Source organism: Pseudomonas sp. M1 (genome assembly GCF_022760135.1).
In the GTDB taxonomy this organism is placed as follows: Bacteria; Pseudomonadota; Gammaproteobacteria; order Pseudomonadales; family Pseudomonadaceae; genus Pseudomonas; species Pseudomonas citronellolis.
Map to the genome: position 1 here is coordinate 1296398 of NZ_CP094343.1, position 12111 is coordinate 1308508.

General features: G+C 66.7%; 12 protein-coding genes. All 12 read left to right on the plus strand.

Annotation, left to right across the window (positions count from 1 at the left end; all coding sequences use genetic code 11):
* Nucleotides 1-23 precede the first annotated feature (23 nt).
* Complete coding sequence (gene hscA, locus PM1_RS05775; RefSeq protein ID WP_009616167.1) at nucleotides 24-1883, plus strand: Fe-S protein assembly chaperone HscA; 1860 nt, start codon at nucleotides 24-26, stop codon at nucleotides 1881-1883.
* A gap of 6 nt (nucleotides 1884-1889) precedes the next feature.
* A complete protein-coding gene (fdx, locus tag PM1_RS05780) occupies nucleotides 1890-2228 on the plus strand; it encodes an ISC system 2Fe-2S type ferredoxin (protein ID WP_009616168.1) in 339 nt (112 codons plus the stop codon).
* 10 nt (nucleotides 2229-2238) lie between these two features.
* The gene (iscX, locus tag PM1_RS05785; RefSeq protein WP_009616169.1) at nucleotides 2239-2439 is read left to right on the plus strand and encodes a Fe-S cluster assembly protein IscX; all 201 of its coding nucleotides are present in this window, start codon (nucleotides 2239-2241) and stop codon (nucleotides 2437-2439) included.
* A gap of 438 nt (nucleotides 2440-2877) precedes the next feature.
* On the plus strand, nucleotides 2878-3309 hold the full coding sequence (gene ndk / locus PM1_RS05790; protein ID WP_009616170.1) for a nucleoside-diphosphate kinase: 432 nt from the start codon (nucleotides 2878-2880) through the stop codon (nucleotides 3307-3309).
* Nucleotides 3310-3336: 27 nt separating this feature from the next.
* Entirely contained in the window at nucleotides 3337-4479 is a 1143-nt protein-coding gene (rlmN, locus tag PM1_RS05795) for a 23S rRNA (adenine(2503)-C(2))-methyltransferase RlmN (protein ID WP_009616171.1), read from the plus strand.
* Nucleotides 4480-4497: 18 nt separating this feature from the next.
* A complete protein-coding gene (gene pilW, locus PM1_RS05800) occupies nucleotides 4498-5253 on the plus strand; it encodes a type IV pilus biogenesis/stability protein PilW (RefSeq protein ID WP_009616172.1) in 756 nt (251 codons plus the stop codon).
* Complete coding sequence (locus PM1_RS05805) at nucleotides 5250-6284, plus strand: helix-turn-helix domain-containing protein (protein WP_009616173.1); 1035 nt, start codon at nucleotides 5250-5252, stop codon at nucleotides 6282-6284. Before pilW ends, PM1_RS05805 begins: the two co-directional genes overlap by 4 nt.
* Nucleotides 6285-6286: 2 nt before the next feature.
* Nucleotides 6287-7399 (plus strand): flavodoxin-dependent (E)-4-hydroxy-3-methylbut-2-enyl-diphosphate synthase, encoded by a 1113-nt coding sequence (gene ispG, locus PM1_RS05810; protein ID WP_009616174.1) that lies wholly within the window; start codon nucleotides 6287-6289, stop codon nucleotides 7397-7399.
* Between the two features lie 18 nt (nucleotides 7400-7417).
* Nucleotides 7418-8707, plus strand: a complete 1290-nt coding sequence (hisS, locus tag PM1_RS05815) for a histidine--tRNA ligase (RefSeq protein WP_009616175.1) — start codon at nucleotides 7418-7420, stop codon at nucleotides 8705-8707.
* Between the two features lie 26 nt (nucleotides 8708-8733).
* Nucleotides 8734-9378, plus strand: a complete 645-nt coding sequence (locus PM1_RS05820; RefSeq protein WP_009616176.1) for a YfgM family protein — start codon at nucleotides 8734-8736, stop codon at nucleotides 9376-9378.
* Nucleotide 9379: 1 nt separating this feature from the next.
* Entirely contained in the window at nucleotides 9380-10522 is a 1143-nt protein-coding gene (gene bamB / locus PM1_RS05825; RefSeq protein ID WP_009616177.1) for an outer membrane protein assembly factor BamB, read from the plus strand.
* A gap of 86 nt (nucleotides 10523-10608) precedes the next feature.
* Nucleotides 10609-12096, plus strand: a complete 1488-nt coding sequence (gene der, locus PM1_RS05830) for a ribosome biogenesis GTPase Der (protein WP_009616178.1) — start codon at nucleotides 10609-10611, stop codon at nucleotides 12094-12096.
* Nucleotides 12097-12111: the final 15 nt, after the last annotated feature.

A 12111-nucleotide genomic window follows, 5' to 3' on the forward strand; every position in this document is an offset into this window, starting at 1 on the left:
CGTTACGCCTGATTAGAAGCCGCATGGTCCTATTGCAGATCGCCGAGCCCGGACAAACCCCTCAGCCGCACCAGCGCCGGCTGGCCGTGGGCATCGACCTGGGCACCACCAATTCCCTGGTCGCCGCCGTGCGCAGCGGCGTCGCCGCACCCCTGGCCGATGCCGAGGGGCGCCTGATCCTGCCGTCGGCGGTGCGCTACCTGGCCGACCGCGTCGAGGTCGGCGAGTCGGTCAGGCGCGGCGCCTCCGCCGACCCGCTGAACTCCATCATCTCGGTCAAGCGCCTGATGGGCCGTGGCCTGGAGGATGTGAAGCAGCTCGGTGGCCAGTTGCCCTACCGCTTCACCCAGGGCGAGTCGCACATGCCCTTCATCGAGACCGTGCAGGGCCCGAAAAGCCCGGTCGAGGTCTCCGCGGAAATCCTCCGCAGCCTGCGCCAGCGCGCCGAAGCCACCTTGGGTGGCGAACTGGTCGGCGCGGTGATCACGGTGCCGGCGTATTTCGACGACGCCCAGCGCCAGGCCACCAAGGACGCCGCGCGCCTGGCCGGCCTGCACGTGCTGCGCCTGCTCAACGAGCCCACCGCCGCGGCGGTCGCCTACGGCCTGGACAAGAACGCCGAGGGCGTGGTGGCCATCTATGACCTGGGCGGCGGCACCTTCGACATTTCCATCCTGCGCCTGACCCGCGGCGTCTTCGAGGTCCTGGCCACCGGTGGCGACAGCGCCCTGGGCGGCGACGACTTCGACCATGCCATCGCCGGCTGGATCATCCAGCAGGCCGGCGTTTCCGACGACCTCGACCCGGGCAGCCAGCGCCAACTGCTGCAGGCCGCCTGCGCGGCGAAGGAAGCCCTGACCCTCAACGAAAGCGTCGAAGTCGCCTATGGCGACTGGCGCGGCAGGCTGGACCGCAGCCAGCTGGATGCCCTGATCGAACCCTTCGTTGCCCGCAGCCTCAAGGCCTGCCGTCGCGCCGTGCGTGATTCCGGCATCGAGCTGGAAGACATCGGCGCGGTGGTCATGGTCGGCGGCTCCACCCGCGTGCCGCGTGTGCGCCAGGCGGTGGGTGAGCTGTTCGGCCGCGAACCGCTGGTGGACATCGACCCCGACCAGGTGGTGGCCATCGGCGCCGCCATCCAGGCCGATGCCCTGGCCGGCAACAAGCGCGGCGAAGAGCTGCTGCTGCTGGACGTCATCCCGCTGTCCCTGGGCCTCGAGACCATGGGCGGGCTGATGGAGAAGGTGATCCCGCGCAACACCACCATCCCGGTGGCCCGCGCCCAGGAGTTCACCACCTACAAGGATGGCCAGACGGCCATGATGATCCACGTGCTGCAGGGCGAGCGCGAGCTGGTCAAGGACTGCCGTTCCCTGGCGCGCTTCGAGCTGCGCGGCATCCCGCCGATGGTGGCCGGCGCGGCGAAGATCCGCGTCAGCTTCCAGGTGGACGCCGACGGCCTGCTGGCGGTGTCCGCCCGCGAGATGAGTTCCGGCGTCGAGGCGAGCATCCAGGTCAAGCCGTCCTACGGCCTGACCGACGGCGAGATCGCCCGCATGCTGCAGGACTCCTTCCAGTACGCCGGCGACGACATGAACGCCCGCGCGCTGCGCGAGCAGCAGGTCGAGGCCCAGCGCCTGCTCGAGGCCGTGCGCTCGGCGCTGGACGCCGATGGCGAGCGCCTGCTGGACGCCGACGAGCGGCTGGCCATCGAAGCCAGCATGGATACTCTGCGCGAACTGGCCGCCGGTAGCGATACCGCCGCCATCGAGCAACAGATCAAGCGTCTGTCCCAGGTGACCGACGCCTTCGCCGCGCGACGGATGGACGCTTCCGTCAAGGCCGCCCTGGCCGGTCGCCGGCTCAACGAAATCGAGGAATAAGCGAAGATGCCGCAGATCGTATTTCTGCCCCACCCCGAGCATTGCCCGGAGGGCGCGGTGGTCGAGGCCCAGCCGGGCGAGACCATCCTCAAGGCTGCGCTGCGCAACGGCATCGATATCGAGCACGCCTGCGAGATGTCCTGCGCCTGCACCACCTGTCACGTGATCGTGCGCGAGGGCTTCAACTCCATGGAGCCGTCCGACGAGCTGGAAGACGACATGCTGGACAAGGCCTGGGGCCTGGAGCCGGATTCGCGCCTGTCGTGCCAGGCGGTGGTGGCGGACGAGGACCTGGTGGTGGAGATTCCGAAATACACCATCAACCAGGTTTCCGAAGGTCATTGAGGGAGCGGACATGAGCCTGAAATGGACCGATGTGCTGGAAATCGCCATCCAGCTGGCCGATAGCCATCCCGACGTGGACCCGCGCTACGTCAACTTCGTCGACCTGCACAACTGGGTGGTCGGCCTGCCGGAATTCAGCGACGACCCGTCGCGCGGCGGCGAGAAGGTCCTGGAAGCCATCCAGGGCGCCTGGATCGAAGAGGCGGAATAGGTGGGCTGGAAGCTGGAAGCCGGAAGCTTGAAGCCGGAAGTGAAAGGCGCCACGCTTTCTAGCTTCTAGCTTCTAGCTTCTAGCTTCTAGCTTCTAGCTTCTAGCTTCTAGCTTCTAGCTTCTAGCTTCTAGCTTCTAGCTTCTAGCTTCTAGCTTCTAGCTTCTAGCTTCTAGCTTCCAGCTTCCAGCTTCCAGCTTCCAGCCGCCCTTATGCTTTTCCCCGAACCCGCGTATAATTCGCGGGTTTTATCTTTAGGTGTTCGCTCAGGTTCCCCGCGGTGCCTGTCGATACCGCCGGAGCGCTGCGTGCGTACCGGCCCCGCGCGTGCCAGCCAGAGGCTGCCGCTGTCGCGCGGCTCACCCTGAATCACAGAAGCTCCTGGGCTCGTCCCAGGGGCTTCTCGGCATTACCAACCTTGCTTTTCGGAGTTATCCCAAATGGCCCTGCAACGTACCTTCTCCATCATCAAGCCCGACGCCGTCGCCAAGAACGTCATCGGCGAAATCCTGACCCGCTTCGAGAAGGCCGGTCTGCGCGTCGTCGCTTCCAAGATGGTCCAGCTGTCCGAGCGCGAAGCCGGCGGCTTCTACGCCGAGCACAAAGAGCGCCCCTTCTTCAAGGACCTGGTCGCCTTCATGACCTCCGGCCCGGTCGTCCTGCAGGTTCTGGAAGGCGAAGACGCCATCGCCAAGAACCGTGAGCTGATGGGCGCCACCGATCCGAAGAAAGCCGACGCCGGCACCATCCGCGCCGATTTCGCCGTTTCCATCGACGAGAACGCCGTTCACGGTTCCGACTCGGAAGCGTCGGCTGCCCGCGAAATCGCCTACTTCTTCTCCAGCACCGAGGTGTGCGAGCGCATTCGCTGATCCAGGCGAATGGGCGAGGGTGAATCCATGACTGATACCGCTGCAAAGGCCAACCTGCTGGGTATGACCAAGCCCCAGCTCGAGGAATTCTTCGAGTCCATCGGTGAAAAGCGCTTCCGCGCCGGCCAGGTGATGCAATGGATTCACCACTTTGGCGCCGAAGACTTCGACGCCATGACCAATGTCGGCAAGGCCTTGCGCGAAAAGCTCAAGGCCTGTGCCGAGATCCGCGGCCCCGAAGTGGTCAGCCAGGACATCTCCAGCGACGGCACCCGCAAGTGGGTGGTGCGCGTGGCGTCCGGCAGCTGCGTCGAGACCGTGTACATCCCGCAGAACGGCCGCGGCACCCTGTGCGTGTCGTCCCAGGCCGGCTGCGCCCTGGATTGCAGCTTCTGCTCCACCGGCAAGCAGGGCTTCAACAGCGACCTGACCTCCGCCGAGATCATCGGCCAGGTGTGGCTCGCCAACAAATCCTTCGGCACCGTGCCCGGCAAGATCGACCGCGCCATCACCAACGTGGTGATGATGGGCATGGGCGAGCCGCTGCTGAACTTCGACAACGTCGTCACCGCCATGAGCATCATGATGGAGGACTTCGGCTACGGCATCTCCAAGCGCAAGGTGACGCTGTCCACCTCCGGCGTGGTGCCGATGATCGACAAGCTCGGCGAAGTCACCGACGTGTCCCTGGCGCTGTCGCTGCACGCGCCCAACGACGAGCTGCGCAACCAGCTGGTGCCGATCAACAAGAAGTATCCCCTGGCGGTGCTGCTGGATGCCTGCCAGCGCTACATCGGCCGCCTGGGCAAGGAACGCGTGCTGACCGTCGAGTACACCCTGCTCAAGGACGTCAACGACCAGCCCGAGCACGCTGAGCAGATGATCGCATTGCTCAAGGAAATTCCTTGCAAGATCAACCTGATTCCGTTTAATCCGTTCCCCCATTCCGGTTACGAGCGGCCGAGCAACAACTCGATCCGCCGTTTCCAGGACATGCTGCACAAGGGCGGCTTCAACGTCACCGTGCGCACCACCCGCGGCGACGACATCGACGCCGCCTGCGGCCAACTGGTCGGCCAGGTGATGGACCGTACCCGCCGCAGCGAACGCTACATCGCCGTACGCCAGCTGGCGGCCGACGCCGAGAAGGCGCCCGCCAATCGAAACTGATCTCGAGGGAGGATTCCGATGACCTTGCGCGCCGCGCTGTTCGTGTTCCTGGCCAGCCTGCTGGCGGGTTGCGTGACGTCTGGGAAGCAGGATCCCCTGAGCACCGCCAAGGGCCGTGAAGAGGCCCGCGACGCCTACATCCAGCTGGCCATCGGCTACCTGCAGAACGGCAATACCGAGCAGGCCAAGGTGCCGCTGCGCCAGGCCCTGGAGCTGGACTCCTCGAGCGCCGACGCCCACGCCGCGCTGGCCTTGGTCTACCAGCAGGAGATGGAGCCCAAGCTGTCCGAGCAGGAATACCGCAAGGCATTGTCCTCGCGCTCGGATGCGCGCATCTGGAACAACTACGGCAGCTTCCTGTACGAACAGAAGCGCTACGACGAGGCCACCAATGCCTTCCAGAAGGCCGCCGAGGACAGCCTCTATCCGGAGCGCTCGCGGGTCTTCGAGAACCTCGGCCTGGTCAGCCTCCAGCTGAAGCAGCGCGAGCAGGCCAAGCAGTACTTTGAAAAGGCCCTGCGCCTGAACCGCCGGCAACCCAGCGCCTTGCTGGAAATGTCGCAGCTGTCCTACGACGATCGCCAGTACGTGCCGGCGCGCGACTACTACAACGAGTACCTGAAGCAGGGACAGCAGAACGCCAAGAGCCTGCTGCTGGGCGTGCGGCTGGCCAGGGTCTTTGACGACAAGGACACCGCCGCCAGCTACGGCCTGCAGCTCAAGCGCCTGTATCCCGCATCCCCCGAATACCAGGCATACCAGGCAGAGAAATGATGAAGACGTCGCAGCCAGAAGTCGCCAGCACGAGCCGCGCCAATCCGGGTGAGGCCTTGCGCCAGGCGCGCGAGAGCCGGGGCTGGTCGACCTCGCAGGTGGCCGGTCAACTGAACCTCACCGAGAACTCCCTGCGCCAGCTGGAACTGGGCAATTTCGACAAGCTGCCGGGCCACACCTTCGCCCGCGGCTACGTGCGCGCCTACGCCAAGCTGCTGGGCATGGACCAGGCGCAGATGGTCAGCGCCTTCGACCAGTACACCGGCACCGACGCCACCGGCAGCAACGTGCAGAGCCTCGGCCGGGTGGCCGAGCCGATGCGCCTGTCGCGCAACCTGCTGCGCCTGTTCAGCCTGTTGCTGCTGGCCCTGCTGGTGGGCTTCGGCTACTTCTGGTGGCAGGAGCGCGCCGGGCGCAACCTCGCCGAGAACAGCGGCCTGAACCTGGAGCACGTCGAGGTCGAGAGCGCCGACGGCACCACCGAAGTGCACAGCCTCGACGAGCCCGAAGACCAGGCCGTCGCCGAGGATAAGGCCAGCGCGCCGAGCGAACCGGCTGGCGACAGCGGCGCCGCCGAGCCCGAACAGAATGCCGAGGCCCCGGCCAACCCGGCCGAGACCGCGCCCCAAGTGGCCGCCCCTGCGGCGCCGGCTGCTCCCGCCGCGCCGGCCGCTAACACCGCCGCCGTGCCTGCGACTCCGGCCGCTCCTGCCGCCCCGGCGGTTCCGGCTGCGCCCGCTGCCGAACCTGCTGCCCCGGCTGCCGCTCCAGTGGTGGCTTCGGCCGGCCAGGGCGTGGTCAAGGTGCAGTTCATCGCCGACTGCTGGACCCAGGTCACCGACGCCGACGGCAAGGTCCTGGTCAGCGCGCTCAAGCGCAAGGGCGACTCCATGGAAGTCGCCGCCAAGGTTCCCCTGGAGTTGCGCCTGGGCTTCGCCCGCGGCGCCCAGGTCAGCTACAACGGCCAGCCGGTCGACGTTTCGCCCTATTCCCGCGGCGAGACGGCACGCATGAAGTTGGGTGGTAACTAAAGATGCATTGCGCTTCTCCGATCAAACGCCGCCAGTCCCGCAAGATCTGGGTCGGCTCGGTGCCGGTGGGCGGTGACGCGCCCATCGCCGTACAGAGCATGACCAACACCGATACGCTGGACGTGGCCGCCACAGTCGCGCAGATCCGCCGCCTGGAAGACGCCGGCGCGGACATCGTGCGCGTCTCGGTGCCGGACATGGACGCGGCCGAGGCCTTCGGCAAGATCAAGCAGCAGGTCCGCGTGCCGCTGGTGGCCGACATCCACTTCGACTACAAGATCGCCCTGCGCGTGGCCGAGCTGGGCGTCGACTGCCTGCGCATCAACCCCGGCAACATCGGCCGCGAGGACCGCGTCAAGGCGGTGGTGGACGCGGCCCGCGACAAGAACATCCCGATCCGCATCGGCGTCAACGCCGGTTCGCTGGAGAAGGACCTGCAGAAGAAGTACGGCGAGCCGACCCCCGAGGCCCTGCTGGAATCGGCCATGCGCCACGTCGAGCATCTCCAGCGCCTGGACTTCCAGAACTTCAAGGTCAGCGTGAAGGCCTCCGACGTGTTCATGGCCGTGGCGGCCTACCGTCTGCTGGCCAAGGAAATCGAGCAGCCGCTGCACCTGGGCATCACCGAGGCCGGGGGCCTGCGTTCGGGCACCGTGAAGTCCGCGGTGGGCCTGGGCATGCTGCTGGCCGAGGGCATCGGCGACACCATCCGCATCTCCCTGGCCGCCGACCCGGTGGAAGAGATCAAGGTCGGTTTCGACATCCTCAAGTCCCTGCACCTGCGCTCGCGCGGCATCAACTTCATCGCCTGCCCGAGCTGCTCGCGGCAGAACTTCGACGTGGTCAAGACCATGAACGAGCTGGAAGGCCGCCTCGAAGACCTGCTGGTGCCGATGGACGTGGCCGTGATCGGCTGCGTGGTCAACGGCCCGGGCGAGGCCAAGGAGGCCCACATCGGCCTCACCGGCGGCACGCCGAACAACCTCGTCTACATCGACGGCAAGCCGGCGCAGAAGCTGCAGAACGAAAACCTGGTGGATGAGCTGGAACGGCTGATCCGCGAAAAAGCGGCCGCCAAGGCCGAAGCCGACGCCGCCCTGATCGTGCGCGGCTGACCGCAACAAGGACAACATGTGAGCAAGTCCCTGCAAGCCATTCGTGGCATGAACGACATCCTGCCGGACCAGACCCCGGTATGGCGCTACCTGGAAAACACCTTCGCCGGCCTGCTGGAAGAATACGGCTACAGCGAAATCCGCCTGCCGATCATGGAGTTCACCGAACTCTTCGCCCGCGGCATCGGCGAAGGCACCGACGTGGTCGACAAGGAGATGTACACCTTCCTCGACCGCAACGAGGAGTCGCTGACGCTGCGCCCCGAAGGCACCGCGGGCACCGTGCGGGCCATGCTCGAACACGGCCTGACCGGCGGCGGCCAGGTGCAGAAACTCTGGTACACCGGGCCCATGTTCCGCTACGAGAAGCCGCAGAAGGGCCGCTACCGCCAGTTCCACCAGATCGGCGTGGAAGTCTTCAACCTGCCGGGGCCGGACATCGACGCCGAGCTGATCATCCTCACCTGGCGCCTGTGGCAGAAGCTGGGCATGGCCGACGCCGTGACCCTGCAGCTCAACACCCTGGGCTCCAGCGAGGCCCGCGCGCGCTACCGCGAAGCGCTGGTGGCCTACCTGCAGGAACGCTTCGAGCAGCTCGACGAAGACAGCCAGCGGCGCATGACCACCAACCCGCTGCGCATCCTCGACAGCAAGGTGGAAAGCACCCAGGCGCTGCTGGTCGGCGCGCCGACCCTGCACGACTACCTGGACGAAGAGTCGATCGCCCACTTCGAGGGCCTGAAGGCCCGCCTGGACGCGGTCGGCCTGCGCTACGAGATCAACCAGAAGCTGGTGCGCGGCCTGGACTACTACTGCCGCACCGCCTTCGAATGGGTCACCGACAAGCTCGGCGCCCAGGGCACCGTCTGCGGCGGGGGCCGCTACGACGGCCTGGTCGGCCAGTTCGGCGGCAAGCCGACGCCGGGCGTGGGCTTCGCCATGGGCGTGGAACGCCTGGTGCTGCTGCTGGAGACCCTGGGCGTGGTGCCCGCCGAGCTGAAGCGCCCGGCCGACGTCTACGTCTGCGCCTTCGGCGAGCCGGCCGAACTGGCCGCCCTGGGCCTGGCCGAGAAGCTGCGCGACGCCGTCCCCGGCATCCGCCTGCTGCTCAACGCCGGCGCCGGCAGCTTCAAGAGCCAGTTCAAGAAGGCCGACAAGAGCGGTGCCCAATTCGCCCTGATCCTGGGTGACGACGAACTGGCCGCGCGCGTGGTAGGTTTCAAGCCCCTGCGTGGCGAGGGTGAGCAACAGAACATAGCCTGGGAGGCTCTGCCCGAGCACCTGGCAGCCTGCATCCAGCGGGCCTGAGAATCGAGCGGATTAGGAGTATTGGGGTGACCACGCGTACCGAAGAAGAACAACTGGCGGATCTCAAGGACTGGTGGCAGCGCAACGGCATGCCCCTGCTCACCGGGGCCGCCCTGGCGCTGGTGGTGGTGTTCGGCTGGCAGGCCTGGAAGAAGTACCAGGCCAACCAGGCGCAGAACGCCTCCATCCTCTACCAGCAACTGGTCGAAGCCTCGCTGACGCCCTCCGGCCAGCCGGACACCGCGCGCGTCGCCGAGCTGGCCAACAAGCTGACCAGCGAGTACGGCGGTACCCACTACGCCCAGTACGGCCGCCTGTTCGTCGCCAAGGTGGCGGTGGACGCCGGCAAGCTGGACGATGCCGCCAGCGAGCTGAAGGCCGTGGTCGACAAGCCGGTTGACGCCACCCTCGGCGAACTGGCCCGCCAGCGCCTGGCCCGTGTCCTGGCCGCCCAGGGCAAGGCCGAGGACGGCCTGAAGCTGCTCGAAGGCGACGCCGACAAGGCCTACGTCTCCAGCCGCGAAGAACTCAAGGGCGACCTGCTGGTGCAGCTCAAGCGCACCGACGACGCCCGCAGCGCCTACGAGAAGGCCAAGGCCGCCCTGCCCGAAGAGGCCGCCGCTGGCGCCCTGCAGGTGAAACTCGACGACCTCGCCAAGGGAGGTGCGTAAGATGCTGCGCTGGAAACATGCGGCGCTGCTGGCGCTGACCCTGCTCGCGGTCGGTTGCAGCAGCAACAGCAAGAAGGAACTGCCGCCGGCGGAACTCACCGACTTCAAGGAAGAGGTGCGCCTGGACAAGCAGTGGAGCCGCTCGGTCGGTGACGGCCAGGGCGACCTCTACGAACTGCTGCAGCCGGCCGTGGACGGCTCCAGCATCTATGCCGCTTCCGCCGAAGGCCGCGTCATGGCCATGCAGCGCGAGAACGGCGATGTGCTCTGGAAACAGGACCTCGACCTGCCGATCTCCGGCGGTGTCGGCGTCGGTGGCGGCCTGGTGCTGGTCGGCACCCTGAAGGGCGACGTCATCGCCCTGGACGCCGCCAACGGCGAGCAGAAGTGGCGTACCCGCGTGCCCAGCGAAGTGCTGGCGGCGCCGGCCACCGACGGCGACGTGGTGATCGTGCAGACCCAGGACGACAAGCTGATCGCCCTCGACGCCAGCACCGGCAACCAGCGCTGGGTGTACGAGAACACCGTGCCCGTGCTGACCCTGCGCGGCACCGGCGCCCCCATCATCGCCGGGCGCATGGCCATCGCCGGCCTGGCCAGCGGCAAGGTGGTGGCGGTGGACGTGCAGCGTGGCCTGCCAATCTGGGAAACCCGCGTCGCCGTGCCCCAGGGCCGTTCCGAACTGGACCGCGTGGTGGACATCGACGGCGGCCTGACCCTGGTCGACAACGTGATCTACGTAGCCAGCTACCAGGGCCGCGCCGCCGCCCTCGACCTGGCCAGCGGCCGGGTGATCTGGCAGCGCGAGGCCTCCAGCTACGCCGGCGTCGCCGAAGGCATCGGCAGCGTCTACGTCAGCGATGCCAGCGGCACCGTGGAGGCCCTGGACGGCCGCAGTTCGTCCTCGCTGTGGAGCAACGACGCCCTGGCGCGTCGCCAGCTGTCGGCCCCGGCGGTGTTCTCCAGCAACGTGGTGGTGGGCGACCTGGAAGGCTACGTGCACCTGCTGAGCCAGGTGGACGGCCGCTTCGTCGGCCGCGAGAAGGTCGACGGCGACGGCGTGCGCGTGCGCCCGCTGGTGGTCGACCGGTGGATGTACGTGTATGGCAACAGCGGCAAGCTGGTCGCCTTCACCATTCGCTAAGCTATGTTCTACCTGCCGGCCGCTGTTGGATGACGACAGCGGCCGGCGTGTTTTTTACGAATTCCTGAAATTTCCTGGAGAGCCGCATGGTTCCCGTAATCGCCCTGGTGGGCCGCCCCAACGTCGGCAAGTCCACCCTGTTCAACCGCCTGACCAAGACTCGCGACGCCATCGTCGCCGAGTACGCCGGCCTGACCCGCGATCGCCAGTACGGCGAGGCCAAGTGGCAGGGCAAGAAATTCATCGTCATCGATACCGGCGGCATCACCGGTGACGAGGAAGGCATCGACGCCAAGATGGCCGAGCAGTCGATGCAGGCGATCGAGGAAGCCGATGCGGTGCTGTTCATGGTCGACGCGCGCGCGGGCCTGACCGCCGCCGACGAGATGATCGCCGAGCACCTGCGCAAGCGGAACAAGCGCAGCTACCTGGTGGCCAACAAGATCGACACTGTCGATCCGGACATCGCCCGCGCCGAATTCAGCCCGCTGGGCCTGGGCGACGCCCTGACCATCGCCGCCGCCCACGGCCGCGGCATCACCCACATGCTGCAGACGGCCCTGGGCGAGATGTTCCAGCCCGAGCCCGAGGCGCCGGAAGACAACGACCTGCCGGACGAGCTGGAAGAGGTCGCCGAGGGTGAGGAAGCCAAGCGCATTCCCGGCCCCAGCGAGAAGGACGGCATCAAGATCGCCATCATCGGCCGCCCCAACGTCGGCAAGTCGACCCTGGTCAACCGCATGCTCGGCGAGGAGCGGGTGATCGTCTACGACCAGGCCGGCACCACCCGCGACAGCATCTACATCCCGTTCGAGCGCAACGAAGAGAAGTACACCCTGATCGACACCGCCGGCGTGCGCCGCCGCGGCAAGATTTTCGAGGCGGTGGAGAAGTTCTCGGTGGTGAAGACCCTCCAGGCCATCCAGGACGCCAACGTGGTGATCTTCGTGATGGACGCCCGCGAGGGCGTGGTCGAGCACGACCTCAACCTGCTCGGCTTCGTGCTGGAGACCGGCCGCGCGCTGGTCATCGCGCTGAACAAGTGGGACGGCATGGAGTCGGGCGAGCGCGACTACGTCAAGACCGAGCTGGAGCGCCGCCTGCTGTTCGTCGACTTCGCCGACATCCACTTCATCTCGGCGCTGCACGGCACCGGCGTGGGCCACCTGTACAAGTCGGTGCAGGAGTCGTTCCGCTCCGCCGTCACCCGCTGGCCCACCAGCAAGCTGACGCAGATCCTCGAGGACGCGGTGCAGACGCACCAGCCGCCGATGGTCAACGGCCGCCGCATCAAGCTGCGCTACGCCCACCTGGGCGGCGCCAACCCGCCGCTGATCGTGGTCCACGGCAACCAGACCGAAGCGGTGCCCAAGGCCTACACCCGTTACCTGGAGAAGACCTACCGGCGCGTGCTCAAGCTGGTCGGCACGCCGATCCGCATCGAGTACAAGGGCGGCGAGAACCCCTTCGAAGGCAAAAAGACCCAGCTCACCGAGCGCCAGGTCAACAAGAAGCGCCGCTTGATGTCGCACCACAAGAAGGCCGAAAAGAAAAAGAAAGACAAGAAGCGTTGAAAGCCGAAAAGAGCG

Excerpts from the sequence above, each read along its gene's own strand:
- hscA (WP_009616167.1), top strand. The coding sequence starts at position 24 with ATGGTCCTATTGCAGATCGCCGAGCCCGGACAAACCCCTCAGCCGCAC.
- fdx (WP_009616168.1), top strand. The coding sequence starts at position 1,890 with ATGCCGCAGATCGTATTTCTGCCCCACCCCGAGCATTGCCCGGAGGGC.
- iscX (WP_009616169.1), top strand. The coding sequence starts at position 2,239 with ATGAGCCTGAAATGGACCGATGTGCTGGAAATCGCCATCCAGCTGGCC.
- ndk (WP_009616170.1), top strand. The coding sequence starts at position 2,878 with ATGGCCCTGCAACGTACCTTCTCCATCATCAAGCCCGACGCCGTCGCC.
- rlmN (WP_009616171.1), top strand. The coding sequence starts at position 3,337 with ATGACTGATACCGCTGCAAAGGCCAACCTGCTGGGTATGACCAAGCCC.
- pilW (WP_009616172.1), top strand. The coding sequence starts at position 4,498 with ATGACCTTGCGCGCCGCGCTGTTCGTGTTCCTGGCCAGCCTGCTGGCG.
- PM1_RS05805 (WP_009616173.1), top strand. The coding sequence starts at position 5,250 with ATGATGAAGACGTCGCAGCCAGAAGTCGCCAGCACGAGCCGCGCCAAT.
- ispG (WP_009616174.1), top strand. The coding sequence starts at position 6,287 with ATGCATTGCGCTTCTCCGATCAAACGCCGCCAGTCCCGCAAGATCTGG.
- bamB (WP_009616177.1), top strand. The coding sequence starts at position 9,380 with ATGCTGCGCTGGAAACATGCGGCGCTGCTGGCGCTGACCCTGCTCGCG.
- der (WP_009616178.1), top strand. The coding sequence starts at position 10,609 with ATGGTTCCCGTAATCGCCCTGGTGGGCCGCCCCAACGTCGGCAAGTCC.